This is a genomic window from Streptomyces sp. 3211.6 (genome assembly GCF_003634815.1).
GTDB classification, from domain to species: Bacteria; Actinomycetota; Actinomycetes; order Streptomycetales; family Streptomycetaceae; genus Streptomyces; species Streptomyces katrae_A.
In genome coordinates this window covers 401,750-421,978 of record NZ_RBXC01000001.1, presented here as the reverse complement: position 1 = coordinate 421,978, position 20,229 = coordinate 401,750, and the positions used below count along the sequence as shown (strand labels likewise).

Genomic DNA, 20,229 nt, shown 5'->3' with positions numbered 1-20,229 from the left:
GCTCCATGAACACGCAGGTCACGGGCGTCATCGTCGTAGGGGCCGGCGGCGCCGGACTCATGCTGGCCACCGAGCTCGCCCTCGCCGGCGTCCCCGCCGTCGTGCTGGACCGGATGCCCGGCCGCAACCTCCAGTCCCGGGCGGGGGCGATCCAGCCCCGGACCGCCGAGGTGCTCGCGCTGCGCGGCCTGCTGGACGGAGCCCTCGGGCGGTCGGTCGACTACCGGCTCGTCGGCGGCCACTTCGCCGGACTGCCCGTCCCGCTGGACTACGCGGCGTGGGACACCCGCTACCCGCACCCCGTCCTGCTCCCGCAGGACCAGCTCGAAGCCGTCCTCGAGGACCGGCTCGCCGAGCTCGGCGGCCGGGTGCTCAGGGAGCACCTGCTGACCGGGCTCCGGCAGGACGCCGACGGGGTCGTGATCACCATGGCCACGCCCGCCGGCGACCGCTCGCTGCGGGGCCGTTTCCTCGTCGCGTGCGACGGCGCCCACAGCAGCGTGCGCAAGACCCTCGGAGCCGCGTTCCCCGGCCGGGCCGCCACCGTCCGCATGGCCACCGCCGATCTGCTCCTCACGGGCGAGGTCGACGACAGCACGGCCGGACACATCAGCTCGCGCATCCACACCTCGCCCGAGGGCCACTTCGCCATGATCACGCCCCTGGCGAACGGACTGCACAAGCTCCTCTTCAGCGGCCCGCGCACGGCGCTGGCCGAGCGCGACGCCCCCGTGACGGCCGAGGAGGTCCGCGAGGTGCTGCGCGCCACCCACGGCGGCAGGCTCGACGTGGCCGAGATCCGCTACGCCTCCCGGTTCAGCGACGCGAGCCGGCAGCTGGAGCAGTACCGGCACGGCCGGGTGTTCTTCGCCGGGGACTCGGCCCACATCCACTCCCCGGCCGGCGGCCAGGGGCTCAACCTCGGTGTCCAGGACGCGTTCAACCTCGGCTGGAAGCTCGCCGCGGTCCTGCGCGGCGAGGCGGAGGAGGAACTGCTGGACACCTACCAGACCGAGCGGCACCCCGTCGCCGCCCGGGTGCTCGCCCTCACCCGGGCGCAGGGCGTCGTCATGGGCCCGCAGCGCGACGGCGGGCTGGGCGAGCTGCGCGACGTGCTCACCGACCTGCTCCGCGTGCCCGAGGCCAACCGGTACATGGCCGGTGTGATGGCCGGACTCGACCTGTGCCTCCCCTCTCCCGACGCCGCCGAACACCCGCTGCTGGGCCTGCGGATGCCCGACCTCGACCTCGTCAGGGGCGAGGGCGAGCAGGTCCGCTTCAGCGACCTGACGCGCGGCGGGCGCGGCGTCCTGCTCGACCTCGCCGACACCCCGCTCGACGCCGCGGACCCCTGGAAGGACCGGATCGTGCGGGTGCGCGCCCGGGCGGAGGAGGGTGCCGTCGACGCCGGGGCCGTACTCGTCCGCCCCGACGGGTACGTCTGCTGGGCCGGCGGCGCCGGTCTCACCGAGACGCTCACCCGCTGGTTCGGCCCGGCCGGCCCCGGCGGCGCCGCGGGGGAGTCCGCGTGAGGACGCGTACGCGCCGGCCCCGCCCGTCAGGGACGGTGCCCGGCGACCGACCGGCGCGCGACGGGGAAGTCGAAATAGGTGTCCGGGAAGGGCTCGGGCTTGTACGTGAAGTGCCACCATTCCTCGGGCAGGTTGACGAATCCCTCCGCGGCCAGCGCCGTCCGCAGCAGCAGGCGGTGCGCGCGCTGGGTCCCCTGGACGCGCGGGTCGTCGGTGTGCGACAGCGTGTCGAAGCAGTCGAAACCCGTCCCCATGTCCACGGAATTGTCGGGGTAGCGCTCCGCCTGGGGCGCGTAGCAGGGAACGGACTCCTGCCCCGGCCGCGGCGGGGGCGCGGGGAGCGCCGGCAGCGCCACGATCGTGAGGTCCATGGTGCTGCCGCGGCTGTGCCCTGACTTCTCCGCGATGTAACCGTCCTCGAACAGGCGCGACTTGTCGACCCGCGGATAGAACTCCGCCTTCATCCGCTCGTCGGCCAGGTCCTTCGCCCACCGCACGAAGTGGTCGACGGCGCGCTGCGGCCGGTAGCAGTCGTACACCTTGAGCGAGTACCCCTGCCGCAGGAGCTGCGCCTGCGCCCGGTGCAGGGCCTGGGCCGCCGGGCGCGTCAGGATGCAGACGGCCTGGCGGTAGCCGTCGATCCGCTCCCCGACGAAGTTGTGCCCCGACGGGTAGCGCATCTCCTGGATGATCGTGGGGTCGACGGAGGCCAGCGCGACGAACTCCCGCGGTGCCTTGGGCTCCGGGGACAGGGCGGCGGCACCGGCACGGGGTGCCGCGGTCGCCGCGAACAGGGTCGTGGCCGCCACGGCAAGGACGAGCCGTGTCATGGGCGAGGTGCTCATCGGGTTCTCCTCGGGACTGGGGGCTCTACGCGAAGGACGATCAGTCGGTCTGCTCGTACAGGTCAGTGCCGCCCCGCCCGTTCGAGCGCGGCGGCGACCCGGGCCACGCCGTCCTCCGCGGCGAGCCGGCGGGCGATGTCCCGGGCGCGCTCCCCGTAGGAGGGGTCCGTGACGGCCTGCCGCAGCGCGGACCCCAGGGCGGCGGAGTCGAGCCGGCGCAGGGGCACCACCCTGGGGGCGGTGCCCAGTTCCACGAGGCGCGAGGCCCAGAAGTGGGCGTCGAACTGCACGGGGACGGGGACGCAGGGAACGCCCGCGCGCAGGGCCGCGCCGGTCGTGCCCGCCCCCGCATGGTGGACGACGGCCGCCATGCGCGGGAAGAGCAGGGAGTGCGGAACGTCGCCGATGGTGATCATGTCGTCCTGGCCGGCGGCCGACAGCCCCGCCCAGCCCCGCTGGATCACCCCGCGCAGTCCGGCCGCGCGCAGGGCGCCGACGATCCGCGCGCTGACCCGCCCGGGATCGGGAGCGGTGGCGCTTCCCAGCCCCACGTATACCGGGGCCGGGCCGGAGTCGAGGAAGCCGACGAGCTCCGCGGGGAGTTCGCCGGTCGTCTCGTGGGGCCACCAGTAGCCGCAGACCTCCAGGCCGGGACGCCAGTCGCGGGGCCTGGGCACGACCAGCTCGCTGAAGCCGTGCCAGACGGGCCAGCCCTGCCGCTCGCGGGCGCGGCGGGCCGCGGGCAGGCGGCCTACCGGCAGGCCGTGCTCGGCGGCCAGCGACCGCGCCGCCCGGGTGAAGACGTGGTCGACGGCCGCGGTGACGGCGTCACCGCCGATCCGGTTGCCCAGCGGGCCCAGGGAGCGGGTGCCGAGCATCGGCGGCGGGAACGCGCTGGTTCCGTGCAGCGGTTGCAGGAAGAGGCCCATGCTCGGCCGGTCCAGGCCCTGCGCGATGGCGTGGGCGAGGGGGGCGACCGGGCCGCCGGCCAGCACCACGTCCGCCTCGCCCGCCTCCCGTACCATCGCGGGGGTCATCTCGGGCGCGATCCTCCTCGCCAGCGCCACGGCCCGCAGCAGCTTCACGGCCCCGGTCCGGCTGCGGTGCAGCCCCCGGCCCCGCGCCGAGTGCAACTCGGCCTTCGGGTCGCCGGGAACGGCCCGGAAGCGCACCCCCGACCCGGCGACCAGCGGTTCGAACAGTCCGTGGGTCACCAGGGTGACCTCGTGTCCGGCCCGGACCAGTCCGGCTCCCAGGCCCGTGTACGGCGCGACGTCCCCGCGCGACCCGGCCGTCATGATGGCGATCCTCACGCCCTCAGTGTGGCGGCCGCTTGCCGCCTGGCCCCCGCGGCATCACGCGGCCTTCACGGAATCCTCCGAAACGACCCCGTCCCCAGGCCCGTTGACGGTCTCCTTCCAGCCATCGCCCACGCCATCGCCCACGCCATCGCCCACGCCATCGCCCACACCAGCGCCTCCGGAGCCGTGACGGCAGGTCATCGTCCCCTTCCCGCAGCCGCGTTGTCAGTGGCGGCCGTTAGCGTCGGGGGTATTGGAAGGGCCGTTTCCCGACAGGAGTGGACGATGACCGACAACCGTGTGCAGCCCGCGCTCAAGGTGGTGCTGACCGACGTCAACGAGCGAGTGGTCCAGGCATGGCGGACGGCGTTCGCGGACACCCCCGGGATCGAGATCCGCAGGGGTTCGATCCTCGACGAGGACGTCGACGCCTGGGTCACGCCGACCAACTCCCGGGGCCGGATGGACGGCGGGGTCGACGCCGCCATCAAGCGGCACCTCGGAGCCGGCATCCAGCTGCGCGTGCAGCGGGCGATCCGGGACCGGTTCGCCGGGACGCTCCCGGTGGGCAGCGCGGTCTGCGTCCCGTCGGGGGCGGCCGTCCCCCGCTACCTGATATCGACGCCGACGATGGCGCAGTCCTCGCAGAACGTGAGGGACACGCTGAACGTGGCCCTGGCCTGCGCCGCCGCGTTCCAGGCAGTGCACCGGCAGAACCGGCGGGCGCCGGGCAGCATCCGGTCGGTGGCGCTGGTCGGGATGGGCGCGCAGACCGGCCGGGTCCCCGCCCGGGTCTGCGCCAACCTGATGTGGACCGGCTACACCCTCTTCCACGACCACTGGTTCGAGGACGACGACGAGCTGCGCGCCACGATCACCGCCCAGCTCGACGGGATCGAGGACGGGCCGGCCGCCGGGCGGGTGCGGATCGTGCCACCGAAAGGGCATTCCTTTCGCCGCTGACGGCGCCCACCCCGCCGGCGGGCACGCCGGCCCCCCGCACCCCACCAGCACGACGCCCGGGAGCCCTTCCCCCATGAACGACGCCAACCCCGCCCCCGCCCAGCCCGACGCGGCCGACCCGTTGCACCTGAGCGAGCTCTTCAAGGGCGGAGGTGAACCCTGGCTCCCGCTGCTGAAGCCCGTCATCGAGGCGCAGCCGGACGCCGCCCGGTTCATCGGCCAGGGCCGCAGCCCGGAGGTCGTCCCGGTCCGCGAGCTGACCTTCCAGGCCCTCAAGCCCCACCCGCCGCACAAGTGGAAGGTCGTCGTCTTCGGCCAGAACCCCTATCCGCGGCCGGAGAGCGCCACCGGCATCGCCATGTTCGACAACACCTTCAACGACTGGAAGGACAGCCAGTTCGGCCGGGTCGTCAGCATCCGCTGCATCATCAAGGCCGCCGCGATGTGGAAGTACGGCATCGCGAAGAAGACCCCGATCGCCGACGTCCGCGCCCTGCTGAAGGAGCGGGACACGGTCCAGCCGCCGGAGTGGTTCCAGGCGATGCTCACCCAGGGCGTCCTCCTGCTGAACGCCGCGCTCACCGCCAGCGCCGACGGCGCGATGGGTGCCGACCGGCACACCGCGTTCTGGAGGCCCGTCGCCGAACGGATCGTCGAGGAGATCCTCCAGGCCAAGCAGGACGCCGACGAGGAGGACCGCAGTGTGGTCTTCGCCTGGTGGGGGGCGCACGCCCGCAGCCTGAAGAAGGTGGTCCTGCGCCTGCAGAAGAAGTACCCGGACGTCGAGGTCCGGCACATCGACCACGCCAACCCCGCCGCCCAGGGCGACATCTTCTGCGAGGGCGACCACTTCGCCACGGTGAACGACGCCCTCGCGTCCCTGGGCGCCGAGCCGGTCGACTGGCTGCCGAGCACCGGCTGGAACCAGAGCCCCGAAGGCGCCCCGCCCGGCGGCGCGGACGGCGAGGTCGCGGCGCGCATGGGGGCCTTCATCGCCTCGACCATGGAACTGCACCAGCTGTACCTGGAGCGGCTCACCAGCGTCAAGGACGAGGGCCTGGTCCTCCCGGCGATCACCGGCGTGTTCGACACCCCGCCGACGGACTTCCGGGACGCGCTCGCACCGGTGGCCGAGGTGCTGCCCGGCCTGGGCCGGCACATCGACCGGTCCCACGAGTTCGGCAAGCGGCGAGCGGACGAGGCCGCCGGCGCCGGCCGGCCGTCCGCCGACGCGATCGCCGCGCTCTACCTCTACACCTGCGAGTCCGCCTTCTACCGTGAGATCAACGCCGTCCTCCGCTCCCCGGACCGGACCGCACTCGTGCCGTACCTCCCCTACCTGCGGCTGCTGTTCTCCGCCGTCTCGCAACTGCCCGCCCACACCCGGCCGCTGTGGCGCGGCGTATCGCTGGACCTGCGCGCCCAGTACCCGGTCGGGGGGACGGTGACCTGGTGGGGCGTCTCCTCGTGCACCTCGGAGCTGAGCGTGGCCCGTTCTTTCCTCGGCAGCCGCGGCAAGCGGACGCTCTTCGAGGTGACCCCCGCCCGCGCGGTGGGCATCCGCAGCTTCTCGGCCTTCACCGGCGAGGAGGAGTACATCCTCGCCCCGGGGACCCAGCTCAAGGTGACGGACGTGAAGACCGAGCGCGGCGGCCTGTGCACGGTCAGACTGACCGAGGCGGAGGCCGGCCCCCTCGTCTCCTGACCTCCCGGACTCCCCTCCGACGCGTACAGCACCCTTGACAGATGGTCTGGACCAAATCACCGTGGAGCGCGTCACACCGCGGCCGCCCCTGGGGCTCCCGTCCCCGCGGGCGGCCGCGCCCACGGCAGCACTTCCCTCCCGGTCACTCCGGCCTGTCCGCCTGCCCGCCCGCCCGGGCGCGGCCGGCGCGAAGGGAGCACACCCATGGCCCGTCGGACCATCCGCCTCGTGGGACTCGGACTCGCGCTCGCCGCGACCGTGCTGAGCCCGTTGTCCGCCGCGGCGGCCACCCCGCCGCCCCCCGGCCCGCGTGCGCCCGACACCTGCGCCCTGCGGCCGAAGCCCTCCGGCAAGGTCCTCCAGGGGTACTGGGAGAACTGGGACGGCGCCGCCAACGGAGTCCACCCGCCCCTCGGCTGGATCCCCCTCACCGACAGCCGCATCCGCGGCCACGGCTACAACGTGGTCAACGCGGCCTTCCCGGTGATCCGCTCGGACGGCACCGTGCTGTGGGAGGACGGGATGGACAGCACGGTGAAGGTGCCCACCCCCGCGGAGATGTGCCAGGCCAAACAGGACGGACTCACCGTGCTGATGTCCATCGGCGGCGCCGCGGCCGGCATCGACCTCGGCTCCGCCGCCGTCGCCGACCGCTTCGTGGAGACCATCGTCCCCCTCCTCAAGAAGTACAACTTCGACGGGATCGACATCGACATCGAGACCGGTCTCGTCGGCTCGGGGAGCATCACGCAGCTCTCCCCGTCCCAGTCCAACCTGATCCGCATCATCGACGGCGTACTCGCCCGGATGCCGGACGGCTTCGGTCTCACGATGGCCCCCGAGACCGCCTACGTCACCGGCGGCAGCGTGGCGTACGGCTCGATCTGGGGCGCGTACCTGCCCATCGTCAAGAAGTACGCGGACAACGGCCGCCTGTGGTGGCTGAACATGCAGTACTACAACGGCAGCATGTACGGCTGCAACGCGGACTCCTATGCGGCGGGCACCGTCAGGGGCTTCACGGCGCAGACGGACTGCCTCGACCGCGGGCTGGTCGTCCAGAACACCACCGTCAAGGTCCCCTACGACAAGCAGGTCCCCGGCCTCCCGGCCCAACCGGGCGCCGGCGGCGGCTACATGACCCCCGCTCTCGTCGCCCAGGCGTGGAACTCCTACGGCGGCCGGCTCAAGGGCCTGATGACCTGGTCCCTCAACTGGGACGGCTCCCGCAACTGGACGTTCGGCGACAACGCCAGGACCCTCCAGGGCCGCTGACACCACGGCCGCGGAGCCGTGGCGTGGCGGTCGCAGCCCGGCCGCCACGCCACGACCGGAGCGTCACGCCGGGGCGGGCAGCGGTACGGGCAGCGGGGCGGGCAGCCGGGCGGGCGCAGTCAGCCGGTCGGCGCCCGCCGGTACGGGCACCGCGGCGAACTCGGCGTCCTGCCGCGCCTGGAGCTCCTTCTTCCGGGCCGGGGAAGTCGAGGGCAGCCGCTGCTCCTCGTACAGCACGTGAGTGACTTCCTGGGCGTGCTTGCTGGCGGGGGTGTGGAACTGGACCTCGAACAGCTGCCCGGAGCGGGGCGCGCGCCAGCCGGTGTTCAGGCCCTTGTAACCGCTGCTGCGGCCCCAGGTGTTGGACCACTTGGTGGAGTCGTTGCCCCAGGCGGAAAGGAGCGCCGACGCGGCGGACACCCCGTCGCTGTAGGAGCCGTCCGGCCACTGGAGGGTGTACCTGACGGCGTCGCCCAGCCCCGCCAGGACCGCCCCGACCGGCTGCCCGGGATGTTCCCGCAGGGAGGTGGCGACCTTCCGCTTGAGCGAGTCGGGGGACTTGAGGCGGTTCTCGTAACCGATCAGCTCGGCGCCCGAGACGAGGGCGGCGGCGCGCACGTCCGTGCTGATCGACCGTTCGGCCTGCTTCGCCCGGTCCACGTAGGCGTCGACCTCGGCGTTGTCCGCGCTGCTCAGCGTGAGCCCGCCCTCCCCCTTCCAGCCCTCGTCGGCGGGGCCGGCGGCCACCGCCGTTCCGGCGCCGAGGGCCAGCGCACCGCTGAGCGCCGTCGCGATCAGGATCCGGCCGAAGACGGGTGCTGCCGTCGTACTGCTCGTCATGGACTGTGCCTTCACACTCGTGGGTTTGACCTGGTGCTCGGCACAACCGGGCGGGCTCCGGCGGGGTTACGGATCACCATCCGGCCGCCTCGGTCCCGCGCCGGCCCGTCGGTGCGGGATCATGAGGGCGTCGAACGCCGGCCGGACCTGGAGGGGACGCCTTGACGGAGGTGGAGCACACGACGCAGACCGCGACCGTCGCGGGGCTGCTCGCGGCGGCTGCCGAGGGGCAGGGCGGGGCGTTGTGGCGACTGCGAGGGGCCGAGCGGCAGCTCGACGCCAATCTCGTGCGCCATCTGCCCGGGACCGGGGGAGCGCCCTCCACCGAGGGATCCGTCGACGTCATGATGGTCGTCGTCTCGGGTACGGGCGTCCTGACCCTGGACGGCGAGCAGTCCCATCTCTCCCCGGGATTCATGGCGTTGCTGCCGCGCGGTGCCGTCCGGGCGCTGCTGGCCGGCCCCCAGGGGCTGGTCGTGCTGACCGTCCACCGCAGGCGCCGGGGGATGAGCATCGCGCCGGCCGCCCCCGCCACGCCGCCTCGGACCTGCGCCCTGCATCTCGTCTGCGCCCACTGCCACCGGCACGCGATCGAGGTCGACGCCCGCTACTGCTCCGGCTGCGGCACCCCGCTGGCGGCCCGGCCGGCGGGCGGCGGCCGACCCCGGTCAGCCGGGGCCGTCGACCGGCACGCCCAGCCGGCCCGCCACCGTGGTGAGGGCCGCCCCGAGCGGCAGGGCGACCCGGGTGACGGCCTGCCGGTCGCCCCGGGTCCGGTCCCGGTTGACGATCACCACGGGCTTCCCGGCCTCAGCCGCCTGCCGGACGAAGCGGAGCCCCGACATCACCGTCAGCGAGGAGCCCAGGACCAGCAGTGAGGCCGCCTCCCGGACCAGCGAGCGGCAGTGCTCGACGCGGCGCGGCGGGACGGATTCGCCGAAGAACACCACGTCGGGCTTGAGGACGCCGCCGCAGGCCGCGCACGGCACCACGCGGAAGTCCCCGACCTGCTCGCGGGTGAGGTCCGCGTCACCGTCCGGGTTGAGGCCGGCGGCCACGGGCGCGAAACCGGCGTTGGCCTCCTCCAGCCGCCGCGCCAGCTCGCGGCGCGGGCTGAGGGCGCCGCAGGAGAGGCAGACGACCCGCTCCAGGCTCCCGTGGAGCTCGACCACGTCCTCGCTGCCGGCGGCCTGGTGCAGACCGTCGACGTTCTGGGTGATCACGCCCGAGAGCAGGCCGTGGCGGGCGAACGCGGCGACGGCCCGGTGGCCGGCGTTGGGCCGGGCCCGGCCGAAGGTGCGCCAGCCGAGGTGGCCGCGCGCCCAGTACCGCTGCCGGGCCCCGGCGTCGGCGGTGAACTCCTGGTACGTCATCGGCGTGTGCCGGCTCAGGCTCCCGCCCTCGCCGCGGTAGTCGGGGATGCCCGATTCCGTGGAGATCCCCGCCCCGCTGAGCACCAGCACACCGCCGGCGCGCAGGGCGTCCGTGACCGGCCGAAGGTCCGTGGTGCCCGGAGGCAGGTCCTCCGCGGGGGTCCAGTCCAGGGTGGGGCGCATGCGCATGCCTCCAGGGTACGGACCCCGCGCACGGGCACGGCGTGCCAGGCCGGTTCGCCTGGCACGCCGTGGTTCCTCCGGGGGTGCGGCCCGTGCCGGGTGGGCCGGGCCGCCGCTGGAGCGGATCAGGCGTGGTGGTGGTGTCCGCGCCGGCCCCAGGACTCGGTGTCGACCACCTTGCCGCGGGCGTCGCGCAGGGTGGCGGTGTCGCGCTCGTCCCAGATCTGCCGGCGGCGGTTCTGGTAGACGTCGCGGTGGGTGTCGCGGCCGTTGCCGGTGTGGACCTTGACGCTGGAGCGGCCGTCCAGGCGGAGGCTGTTGAAGCGGTAGCGGTTGCCCTGCTTGTCGGTCAGCGTGTAGCCGCGCAGGTTGACGCTGCTGCGTCCGGTGTTCTTGACCTCGACCCACTCGCCGTTGAGGGCGCGGTTGCCCTGTCCGCGGCCCGCGTTCTCGACGTCGCCGATGACGATGGAGGAGTGCGCGCCGTGGCGGTCGTGCCGGTGGTCGTCGGCGGCGGCCGGTACCGCCGCGGCGCCGATCAGGGCGCCGACGGCCAGGAGGGCGGCGACGGCGCGGCGGGTGGCGTAAGAAGCGGACATGCAGGTGGCTCCTCAAAGGTCGGCACGGCCCGGCCCGGTACAGGCCGGGCGGGCTCCGAACTGTTCCCGGCGTGCGGCCGGGCAGGGCATACTCTGACGTTCCATCACCCCCGAAACCGGTAAGGACATTGCATATTGCCTAATCTAGACATTTCCATGACCCTCCCTTGTGGGGGGCGTGCGCGATGGTGTCGACCGGGGGACGGATAGGGTCGAGGGGGGCCGTACGCCGCCACGGTGGTGGCCGTCGCCCGATGACACCGGGGCCTGGCGCCCACCCCCTGACCTGGAGCCGAAACGCGATGTACGGTCCGCTGTGTCCGAAGCCGGCCCTGACGTGAAGAACGCGAACTCCGCCGTGGATCCCGGCCGCCGAGCCGTCCGCCCGATCGCCCCGCGAGGCGTCGTCGACCTGCGCGGCCGTACCGATACGGGCATATGCCTGTCCTACCCGAGGGACGCGGTCGTCGTCATAGCCGGCCTCCCCGGCAGCGGGAAGAGCACCCTGCTGCGCGCGTGGGCCGGTCACGGAACCGTCCTGGATCCGCGCGCCACCCGCGCCGCCTGCGAGGCGCTCGCGCCGGCCTGGCTCCCCTACGGCGCGTACCGGCCCCTGGCGCGGCTGCACCACATGCGCCGCATACGCAGGGCGATGCGGGGCTCCGGCCCGCTGCTCCTGCACGACTGCGGCACCCGGACCTGGCTGCGCCGATGGCTCGCCCACAGCGCCGGCCGGGCGGGGCGCCAGGCGCACATGGTCCTCCTCGACGTCGGGACCCGGGAGGCCCTTTCGGGCCAGCGCGCCCGCCGGCGCCTGGCCCCGCCCCGCGTCTTCGCCACCCATGAACGGGGCTTGGCGACCCTGCTGTCAGGAATCGAGGGCGGCGGCCCGGCGGGAGCCGCGGGATTCGCCTCCGTGGTCCTCCTCGACCGCCGGCTGCGCGACACCTCACCCCGTGCCCGGTTCGCGGGAGCGCCCGGGCGGCAGTAGGGGCGAAACCACCCCGATTCCCGCACTACGAATGGGCGGATTCTTTGATTCTGCAGGCCGAGGATGACCCCCATGACCGAGGAGCCCACACCCCACGCGACGGCCGGCCCCGAAGGGACCGGCCGGCAGCACGGGGCGCTGCACCACGTCGAGATCTGGGTGCCCGACCTGGAGCGGGCCGCAGCCTCCTTCGGGTGGCTGCTGGAAGCCCTGGGGTACACGCCCTTCCAGAGCTGGAGCAACGGCCGCAGCTGGCGGCTCGGCGCGGCCTACCTGGTCTTCGAACAGTCCCCCGCCCTCACCGCCGGCCGGCACGACCGCTGCCGGCCGGGGCTCAACCATCTGGCGTTCCACGTCCAGGACCACCACGCCGTGGAGGAACTGGCCCGCCGGGCCTCGCGGCACGGATGGACCCTCATGTTCCCCGACCGCCACCCGCACGCCGGCGGCGAACGGACCTACGCCGCCTACCTGGAGAACGCCGACGGCTTCGAGGTGGAACTCGTCGCCATCACGGCCCCCGGACCCGGCTGACGGCCGCCGACGGGCACGGGACGATGCGTGCGGGGCCGTGACACGGTCCGCCCCGCACCCCACACTTGACCTGAACCAGGCGGTCGGGGGAGGCGCTGATGGGCCGGGCTCTGCGGATCGGCATACCGGTGGGTTTCGTGGTCCTCGTGGCCTGCGCGCCCCTGTACGCCCCGTACTACAGCACCGTCCTGGTGTGGGAGCTGCGCAAGCTCCTCGCCTGGCTGGCCCTGCCGCTGCTGGCCGCGGCGTTCGTCGCGGCGGTGTGGCTCGTGCGGTGGCTCGTGCGCAGGCGGCGCGGCAAGGCCGCCGCCGGGCCGGGCGGCGTGGCGGGGGTCCTCGGCTGCCTGGGGGCCATAGCCGGGCTCGCGCTCGCCGTCGCGTGGCTGGTCTACGGCGCGTACCTGGAGGACCGCGCCTACATGCAGGCCACGCAGGTCGTGACGGAGCCGGTGCCCGCACTGGCGCCCCGCGCCCCCTACCTCGTCGGCAAGGCGCAGGCCGCCCCGCATCTGGGCGACGTCACCGGTGAGATCGCCGACATCACCTACCTGCCGGACTCGGACCGGTTCGCCACCCTCGTCGAGCGGAGCGGCTGGCTGTCCGGGTACGAGGTCGGGCTCGTGCAGGACGTTCCCCTCGGCGGCACCAGCCGCGCGCAGCAGCGCTGTCCGTTCGACGTGGACGTGGCGGACGCCCGGATCAGCGGCTGGTTCGGCCACAACCTGGGCCGGAAGATCTCCGAACACAAGCGCTGGGTCCGCTTCGAGGCGGACGACGCGTACGTGACCTGCTCGGGTGACACACCCGTGGTGGTCGTCCCCCTCAAACGCCAGACCGGGCTCCTGGTCGTGACGGAACGCCCCGCCGGAGTCGCGCTCTACGACGGCCGCACGGGAAAGATCACCTTCACCACCGACACGGACCGGGTCCCCGGCCCCTCCTACCCCCTGAGCCTCGCCGCCCGGCAGCGGGAATCGGTCGCCGCCGTCGGCAGCTTCGCCGACTGGTGGTTCGAACGCAGCGGCTGGGACGCCTCGAAGGACGGCGCGAACGACGGGAACGACTCGGAGTTCACCCTCCGCTACGGCGACTCGAGCGGACACAGCGTCTACGTCACCCCCCTCACCCCCCAGGGCGAGGCCAGCTCCGTCGTCGCCGTCGCGACCGTACCGGCACGCCATGAGGGCACCCGGCTGGCACCCCTGACCGTGCACCGGCTCGACCCGACCTGGTCCTCGCCGAAGGCGATCGTCGCGCTGATCAAGGCCGAATACCGGGACGTCTGCTGCTACAACGACGACCAGGTGTTCGAGGTGGTCCCCACCGGAGGCACCACCTGGACCGCCACCATCGGCAGCGAACAGGACATCCGCTACCGGGTGGTGGGCCGGGGCCAGGTCGCGGGCCGCGAGGCGACCTGCCTGACCGCCGCGGACGGCGCACTGATCCGGTGCGCGTACGCGGCGCCCGGCTCACCGGAGGAGCAGGAGCTCAAACGGCGCGAGGAGCAGAAACAGAAGGACGAACCCCAGGCCGCCCCACCGGACCTCGGGGACCTCACCGCCTACACCCCCGAGCAGCTGGCCGAACTCAACCGCCGGATCGGCGAGGAGATCAACCGCCGCCTCAAGGGCGGCTAGGGCCTGCCTGACAATCCCTAGTCCGCAGGGCCCAGTCCGCTCGCTGCCGCGCCCGTGGTCAACCGGGTGGGACCGCCGCGCCCACCTGCGGGTGAACCGCCTCCGAAGACCGCCCGGCGGCCCGGCGGGCCGGACCAGACTGGCCCCGCCCGGTCCCGGCCCGCCGGGGCACCCGTGACGGAAGGCGGATGGAACCCATGGCGAACGGCACGGTGTTGCTGGCCCTGCGCGAGGACCCGCTCGGCGGCGGGGTGAGCGTCGAGCAACTGCGCCGGATCGGCAAGGAACTGGAGGAGCGCGGACTGGAACTGCGCCGGGCGGCCGACTCCCGGGACGCCCGCGCGATGCTCCAGACGGAGGCGGGCATCGCCGCCGCCGTGGTGGCCTGGGACCTGCCCCGCCCGTCCGCCGCCACCCGCACGGGCGGCGCCCCCTCCCCGTCCGCGACCGGACCGGCCCCCGGCGGGAACGCGCACCTGCCGACCGGCGGGGCGGAGGTCCTCGACCGGATCCGGCACCGCTTCAAGGACCTGCCCGTCTTCCTCCTGATGACCGACAGCTCCGACCACGACCTCGAACACCTGCCGCTGTGGGTCTCGGAGACGGTCGTCGGCTACATCTGGCCGCTGGAGGACACCCCCGCCTTCATCGCCGGCCGGGTCGCGGCCGCCGCGCACACCTACATGAAGGAGATCCTGCCGCCGTTCTTCCGTGCCCTGCGCCGCTTCGACGACGCCCACGAGTACTCCTGGCACACCCCGGCCCACTCCGGCGGCGTCGCGTTCCTGAAGTCCCCGGCTGGACGGGTCTTCTTCGACTACTACGGCGAGCGCCTGTTCCGCACGGACCTGTCCATCTCGGTGGGCGAACTGGGGTCCCTGTACGAGCACACGGGCCCCATCGGCGAGGCCGAACGCAACGCCGCCCGGGTCTTCGGCGCCGAACGCACCTACTTCGTCCTGCACGGGGACTCCACCTGCAACCGCATGGTGGGCCACTTCAGCGTCACCTCCGACGAGATCGCCCTGGTCGACCGCAACTGCCACAAGTCCGTCCTGCACGGCCTGGTCGTCTCCGGCGCCCGCCCCGTCTACCTGGTGCCCACCCGCAACGGCTACGGACTGGCCGGCCCCGTGCCGCCCACCGCGACCGCCCCGGACGCGGTCGCGGCCCGGATCGCCGCCAACCCCCTCACGGCGGGGGCCGTATCGCCGGACGCCCAGTACGCGGTCCTCACCAACTCCACCTACGACGGCCTGTGCTACGACACCCTGGCCGCCGCCCGCGCCCTCGCCCCGAGCACGCCCCGCCTGCACTTCGACGAGGCCTGGTTCGCCTACGCCCGCTTCCACCCCCTCTACCGGGGGCGGTTCGGCATGGCCGTGGGCCCGGACACCCTCGAGGGTGACGGCCGGCCGACGGTGTTCGCCACCCACTCCACGCACAAGCTGCTCGCCGCGCTGTCGCAGTGCGCCATGGTCCACGTACGGCCCGCCCCCCGGGCGCCCGTCCAGCACGACCGCTTCAACGAGGCGTTCATGATGCACGGCACCACCTCCGCCTTCTACCCCGGCATCGCGTCCCTCGACGTGGCGACGGCGATGATGGACGGGCCGCAGGGGCGGTGGCTGATCGACGAGGCCGTCACCGAGGCGATCCGGTTCCGGCAGGCCGTCGTCCGCACCGGCCGCCGCATCGCCGCCGCGGGGGACCGGCCCGACTGGTTCTTCGGCGTCTGGCAGCCCGAGGAGGTCACCGACCCCGCCACCGGCACCCGCATCCCCTTCGCCGACGCTCCGGCCGCCCTGCTGGCCGGCGAACCCTCCTGCTGGCAGCTCGAACCCGGCGCCGCCTGGCACGGCTTCCCGGACCTGACCGACGGCTACGGCCTCCTGGACCCCGTCAAGGTCACCCTCACCTGCCCCGGCGTCACCGCCACCGGGGAGACCCGGCCCTGGGGCATCCCCGCCCGGATCCTCACCGAGTACCTCGCCACCCGCGGCATCGTGGTCGAGAAGACCGACAGCTACACCACCCTGGTCCTCTTCTCGATGGGCATCACCAAGGGCAAGTGGGGCACCCTCATGGACGCCCTGATGGACTTCAAGGCCCACTACGACAGCGACGCCCCGCTCGACCGTGTCCTGCCCGCCCTCACCGCACGCCACCCCGGCCGCTACCGCGACACCACCCTGCGCGAGCTGTGCGCACAGATGCACGGGCACCTCACCCGGGGCGCGTTCATCGGCGCCCTCGACGAGGCCTTCCAGAACCTGCCCGAGCCGGTCCACCCGCCCCGGTACTGCTACCAGCAGCTCATCCGCGGCGGCACCGAACGCCTGCCCCTGGCCGAAGCGGCCCACCGGGTCGCGGCCGCGATGGTGGCCGTCACCCCGCCGGGCATCCCCGTCCTGATGCCCGGCGAATCCCTCGGCGCCCCGGACGGCCCCCTGCTGCGCTACCTCGGCGCCCTGGAGGCCTTCGACCGCGCCTTCCCGGGCTTCGGCAGCGAGGCCCACGGGGTCACCGTGGACCCGGAGACGGGCGACTACCTGATCGAATGCCTCCGCACGACGCCGTAGCAGCGGGCCGGGGCCGGGCCTGCCCTTCCCGCAGTCCGCGCCGGCTCCGGGATCGGATCCGGGCGTCCCGCCCGGCGGCGTGGGAACGGGCGTCCGCGGGGTGCGACCGTCTTTGCTGGGCACGTGACACGTGACGGGTGCACGGAGCCGGCGAAAGGAACGTGACGGGCATGCGCAGCGTAGGCGTGGAGGAGGAACTGCTGCTGGTCGATCCCGGGACGGGGGAACCGATCGCCCTGTCGGCCGCGGTGATGTCGGCCGCCTCCCGCGAGGGCAACGGCACGCACCGGCCGGAGGAGGGGGCGCTGGAGCCGGAGCTCAAGTGCGAGCAGGTGGAGTTCGCCACCCGCCCCGTCCTGCGGATGGGGGAACTGGCCGAGGAGATCGTCCGCTGGCGCGCCGAGGCGGCCCGGCACGCCGCCGACGCCGGCGGGGCCCTCGCCGCCCTGGCCACCTCCCCGCTGCCGGTGCGGCCGTCCACGATGCCCGGCGAGCGGTACCGCTGGCTGACCCGCCAGTTCGGGCTGACCGCCCAGGAACAGCTCACCTGCGGCTGCCACGTCCACGTCTCCATCGCCTCGGACGAGGAGGGCGTGGCCGTCCTCGACCGCATCCGGCCGTGGCTGCCGGTGCTGACCGCCCTCAGCGCCAACTCGCCGTTCTGGCAGGGCCAGGACAGTGCGTACGGCAGCTACCGCAGCCGGGTGTGGAACCGCCTGCCGTCCGCCGGCCCGACCGAGGCGTTCGGCAGTGCGGAGCGCTACCACCAGCAGGTGCGCGACATGATCGCCACCGGCGTCCTGCGCGACGACGGCATGATCTACTTCGACGCCCGCCTCTCCGCCGGCTACCCCACGGTCGAGATCCGCGTCGCCGACGTCTGCCTCGAACCCGAAACCCCGGTCCTCCTCGCCGCCCTGGCCCGCGCCCTGGTGGAGACCGCCGCCCGCGACTGGGACGCCGGACGGCCCCCGCCCCGCATCGGCGTCGGCCTGCTGCGGCTCGCCTCCTGGCGGGCGGCCAGGTCGGGCCTGGACGGCCCGCTGCTCGACCCGCGCAGCATGAGCCCCGCCCCGCCCGAGGCGGTCCTCGACCTGCTGGTGGAGCACGTACGGGACGCGCTCGATGACACCGGCGACCTGGAACGCGTCCGCGAGGGGCTTGCCCGCCTCCTCGGACGCGGCAACGGTGCCCGCCTCCAGCGCCGCCTCCTGCGCACCACCGGCGACCTGCGCGCCGTGGTCGCCGAGTGCACCCGCCTCACCACCGCGTCCGCCGGGTAGGCCGTACCCCGTGGGCCGGGGCGGGCGCGGCGGATCCGCCCGCGGCGCGGACGCTCGCGGACAGCGGGACGGCCACCTCCTCCAGCGGGCGCCGTTCGGCGTCGACCCCCCAGCGGAACGCGGTCAGCCCGCCGAGGACCATCAGCACGCCGCCGGCCGCGTATCCGGCGCACACCCGCCAGGGGTCGTGGCCGGCGCCGATGAGGGTGGCGAACAGCCAGGGGGCCACGACACCGCCGAACAGCATGGACAGGGCGAAGAAGAAGGAGATGGCCTGGGCCCGCATCTCCACCGGGAAGATCTCGCTGACCGTCAGGTACGCGGAGGAGGCCGCCGCGGACGCGATGAAGAAGATCACGCACCACAGGAGGGTCTGGGTGAGCGCGCTCAGCAGCCCTGCGGCGAACAGCCAGCCGGTGACCAGGAGCAGGGCGCCGGAGAGGCAGTAGGTCGTGCCGATCATCCTGCGCCGCCCCAGGGAGTCGAAGTACCGGCCCAGCACCAGCGGCCCGACCAGGTTTCCCACGGCGAAGGGGAAGATGAAGTAGGCGACCGCGCCGTCCCGGATGCCGTAGAACTCGGCGAGGATCAGCGCGTAGGTGAAGAAGATCGCGTTGTAGAGGAACGACTGGGTCACCATGAGCATGAACCCGAGGACCGAGCGGCGCCGGTAGTCGCGGAACAGGATCCGGGCGAGCTCGCGGTAGCCGACCGGCGGACGTTGCCGGTACTCCACCGCCAGGCTGTCGGCAACGGGCTCCAGACGGACCCCCGTGCGTTCGACCGCCCGCTCGATCCCGGCGACGACCTGCTCGGCCTCCTCGGGCCTGCCGTGGGTGAGCAGCCAGCGGGGGCTTTCGGGCAGGTTGCGCCGCAGCCCCCAGATCGCCACGCCGATCGCGGGCCCGACGAGCAGGCCGATGCGCCAGCCGGTGTCGAGCGCGAACAGGCCGGGGTTGAGGAAGAGCAGGTTGGAAGCCGCGCCGATCATCGCGCCGAGCCAGTAGGTGGCGTTGACGGCCAGGTCGGCGTGGCCGCGGTGGCGGCTGGGGATCAGCTCGTCGATGGCCGAGTTCAGCGCCGCGTACTCGCCGCCGATGCCCGTGCCGGCGATGAAGCGGGTGACGGCGAAGAAGGCGAAAGCGGGGGACAGGGCCGTCAGCGCGTTGCCCAGCAGGTAGATCCCGAGGGTGACGATGAACAGCCTGCGCCGGCCGAGCCGGTCGGCGAGCCGGCCGAAGACGAGCGCTCCGACGACCTCCCCGAACAGGTAGATGCTGGCCGTCAGCCCCACCTGGGAGGAGGAGAGCCCGAGCGTGTGCTGGTCCCTGAGCCGGTCGGCGATCGAACCGGCGATGGTGATCTCGATCCCGTCCAGCACCCAGGTGATGCCCAGGGCGATCACCACCCGCCAGTGGAAGCCGCTCCAGGGCAGCCGGTCCAGCCGCTGCGGCACCGTGCTCCGGACGGTACCGGCCCCTGGTGGCACGCCCACCGGTCCCACCGCCATGGCAACCTCCCCGCAGTCCGCACGGCCGGCCGTGACCCCACCGTCACGGTGCCGAGACCCCGCGTGTGCCCCGCGCGGCCGCCGCCGAACCGTTCCGTCCCCCGGACCGGTGGACCGGCCCCGTACGACGTTCGAACCGGTCCCTTGCGGGTAGAAGCGTCTGTCCAGCCCGTGCCACGGCGCCCGGACCCCGCGGCGGCCCGGGCGCCGGGACCGACGAGCCCGACGAGGCGGTGACACCGATGTCCCAGTGCAAGATCCCCGACTACCGCACCGGCCACCGCGGCCGGCACTGGACCCACGCCCTGCGCAGCGCCCAGAAGGCCGGGGCGGTGGTCGTCACGGACGAGACCGGTGAGGCGGTCCGCTACACCGGCGAACGCAGCGGCCCCGGCCGCTTCCGCCCCTGGCTGACGGCCTCGGGCGAACGCTACGACAGCCACGAGGTCCACCCCGAGTGGTGACGCGGCCCGCGGCGGGGCCGTGCATGCGCGGCGGTTCCGGGGGCATGCGAGGGCCCGGAGGTGATAGTCATGGTTCCCCTGCTCCTCGTTCTCCTGCTCGCCCTGATCCTGTTCGGTGCCGGTTTCGCGTTGAAGGTCCTCTGGTGGGTCGCGCTCGCCGTACTGGTGATCTGGCTCCTCGGGTTCGTCGCCCGTCCGCGGGCCGGCAGCGGCCGTTGGTACCGCTGGTAGCCGCGGCCGGTCCGCCAGGCGGACGCATCGGCTCGGCGGGCCCGCACCCCATGGGTGCGGGCCCGCCGCCGTCTCCGCCTCCGCCGTGTCCGTGTCCGCCGGACGTGATCCGGGGCGCGGATGCGGTCCGCCGGAAGGAGGGGGACGCTGGGAGGGGACGTACGCGTCCACGTCCGAAGGAGGACACCATGTCGATCGTCGACAAGCTCAAGGGAATGCTCGGCCAGCACCCGGACAAGGCCAAGGAAGCCGTGGAACGCGGGGGCGACATGATTGACGAGCGCACGGGCGGCAAATACACCGACAAGGTCGACATGGGCCAGGAGAAGGCCAACGAGTTCATCGACCGCGACCGGCCGCAGCAGTCCTGACCCCTGA

At 73.5% G+C, this 20,229-nt stretch carries 18 protein-coding genes; 12 read left to right on the top strand and 6 right to left on the bottom strand.

From position 1 onward, the window contains the following. Window positions 1–5: 5 nt before the first annotated feature. Window positions 6–1,532: an FAD-dependent monooxygenase gene (locus BX286_RS02180; protein ID WP_121014416.1), complete on the top strand. Its 1,527-nt coding sequence runs from the start codon at window positions 6–8 to the stop codon at window positions 1,530–1,532. Between the two features lie 26 nt (window positions 1,533–1,558). Here the strand turns inward: BX286_RS02180 and BX286_RS02175 are convergent, their stop codons facing one another. Continuing rightward, window positions 1,559–2,377, bottom strand: a complete 819-nt coding sequence (locus tag BX286_RS02175) for a M15 family metallopeptidase (protein ID WP_187344065.1) — start codon at window positions 2,375–2,377, stop codon at window positions 1,559–1,561. Between the two features lie 62 nt (window positions 2,378–2,439). Beyond that, window positions 2,440–3,675, bottom strand: a complete 1,236-nt coding sequence (locus BX286_RS02170) for a glycosyltransferase (protein ID WP_121014415.1) — start codon at window positions 3,673–3,675, stop codon at window positions 2,440–2,442. Between the two features lie 288 nt (window positions 3,676–3,963). On the opposite strand from BX286_RS02170, the gene BX286_RS02165 reads away from it, so the two are divergent. The 3 genes from BX286_RS02165 (at window position 3,964) to BX286_RS02155 (ending at window position 7,621) form a co-directional block, all read left to right on the top strand. After that, on the top strand, window positions 3,964–4,641 hold the full coding sequence (locus BX286_RS02165; RefSeq protein ID WP_079431183.1) for a macro domain-containing protein: 678 nt from the start codon (window positions 3,964–3,966) through the stop codon (window positions 4,639–4,641). Between the two features lie 73 nt (window positions 4,642–4,714). Next, window positions 4,715–6,346 carry an ADP-ribosyltransferase domain-containing protein gene (locus BX286_RS02160; RefSeq protein ID WP_079431184.1) on the top strand — a complete coding sequence of 544 codons (1,632 nt, stop codon included), beginning with the start codon at window positions 4,715–4,717 and terminating at the stop codon, window positions 6,344–6,346. 204 nt (window positions 6,347–6,550) lie between these two features. After that, on the top strand, window positions 6,551–7,621 hold the full coding sequence (locus BX286_RS02155) for a chitinase (protein WP_121014414.1): 1,071 nt from the start codon (window positions 6,551–6,553) through the stop codon (window positions 7,619–7,621). Between the two features lie 63 nt (window positions 7,622–7,684). Here BX286_RS02155 and BX286_RS02150 read toward each other — a convergent pair whose 3' ends face one another. The 3 genes from BX286_RS02150 to BX286_RS02140 all read right to left on the bottom strand — a co-directional run bounded on the left by BX286_RS02150 (window position 7,685) and on the right by BX286_RS02140 (window position 10,616). Further along, window positions 7,685–8,461 (bottom strand): ATP nucleotide 3'-pyrophosphokinase, encoded by a 777-nt coding sequence (locus tag BX286_RS02150; RefSeq protein WP_121014413.1) that lies wholly within the window; start codon window positions 8,459–8,461, stop codon window positions 7,685–7,687. A gap of 668 nt (window positions 8,462–9,129) precedes the next feature. Continuing rightward, window positions 9,130–10,023: an NAD-dependent protein deacetylase gene (locus BX286_RS02145; RefSeq protein ID WP_121014412.1), complete on the bottom strand. Its 894-nt coding sequence runs from the start codon at window positions 10,021–10,023 to the stop codon at window positions 9,130–9,132. 119 nt (window positions 10,024–10,142) lie between these two features. After that, complete coding sequence (locus BX286_RS02140; protein WP_121014411.1) at window positions 10,143–10,616, bottom strand: lamin tail domain-containing protein; 474 nt, start codon at window positions 10,614–10,616, stop codon at window positions 10,143–10,145. A gap of 316 nt (window positions 10,617–10,932) precedes the next feature. Here BX286_RS02140 and BX286_RS02135 point away from each other — a divergent pair, with 316 nt between their 5' ends. The 5 genes from BX286_RS02135 (at window position 10,933) to BX286_RS02115 (ending at window position 17,646) form a co-directional block, all read left to right on the top strand. Then, a complete protein-coding gene (locus BX286_RS02135; protein WP_100862155.1) occupies window positions 10,933–11,607 on the top strand; it encodes an AAA family ATPase in 675 nt (224 codons plus the stop codon). 72 nt (window positions 11,608–11,679) lie between these two features. Beyond that, window positions 11,680–12,141, top strand: a complete 462-nt coding sequence (locus BX286_RS02130) for a VOC family protein (protein ID WP_100862154.1) — start codon at window positions 11,680–11,682, stop codon at window positions 12,139–12,141. A gap of 98 nt (window positions 12,142–12,239) precedes the next feature. Further along, complete coding sequence (locus tag BX286_RS36350) at window positions 12,240–13,781, top strand: hypothetical protein (protein ID WP_187344064.1); 1,542 nt, start codon at window positions 12,240–12,242, stop codon at window positions 13,779–13,781. Between the two features lie 197 nt (window positions 13,782–13,978). Next, entirely contained in the window at window positions 13,979–16,363 is a 2,385-nt protein-coding gene (locus BX286_RS02120; RefSeq protein WP_121017491.1) for an Orn/Lys/Arg decarboxylase N-terminal domain-containing protein, read from the top strand. Window positions 16,364–16,533: 170 nt separating this feature from the next. Continuing rightward, window positions 16,534–17,646: a glutamate--cysteine ligase gene (locus BX286_RS02115; RefSeq protein WP_121014410.1), complete on the top strand. Its 1,113-nt coding sequence runs from the start codon at window positions 16,534–16,536 to the stop codon at window positions 17,644–17,646. Here BX286_RS02115 and BX286_RS02110 read toward each other — a convergent pair. Beyond that, window positions 17,624–19,156 (bottom strand): MFS transporter, encoded by a 1,533-nt coding sequence (locus BX286_RS02110; RefSeq protein WP_079431191.1) that lies wholly within the window; start codon window positions 19,154–19,156, stop codon window positions 17,624–17,626. The two genes, BX286_RS02115 and BX286_RS02110, sit on opposite strands and share 23 nt — an antisense overlap. Before the next feature lie 242 nt (window positions 19,157–19,398). Here BX286_RS02110 and BX286_RS02105 point away from each other — a divergent pair, with 242 nt between their 5' ends. From BX286_RS02105 to BX286_RS02095, 3 genes are all read left to right on the top strand, one after another. Next, window positions 19,399–19,620, top strand: a complete 222-nt coding sequence (locus BX286_RS02105; protein ID WP_079431192.1) for a hypothetical protein — start codon at window positions 19,399–19,401, stop codon at window positions 19,618–19,620. Window positions 19,621–19,689: 69 nt separating this feature from the next. Continuing rightward, the gene (locus BX286_RS02100; protein ID WP_079431193.1) at window positions 19,690–19,851 is read left to right on the top strand and encodes a hydrophobic protein; all 162 of its coding nucleotides are present in this window, start codon (window positions 19,690–19,692) and stop codon (window positions 19,849–19,851) included. A gap of 188 nt (window positions 19,852–20,039) precedes the next feature. Continuing rightward, window positions 20,040–20,222, top strand: coding sequence for an antitoxin (locus BX286_RS02095; protein WP_079431194.1), 183 nt, complete (start codon window positions 20,040–20,042; stop codon window positions 20,220–20,222). Window positions 20,223–20,229: the final 7 nt, after the last annotated feature.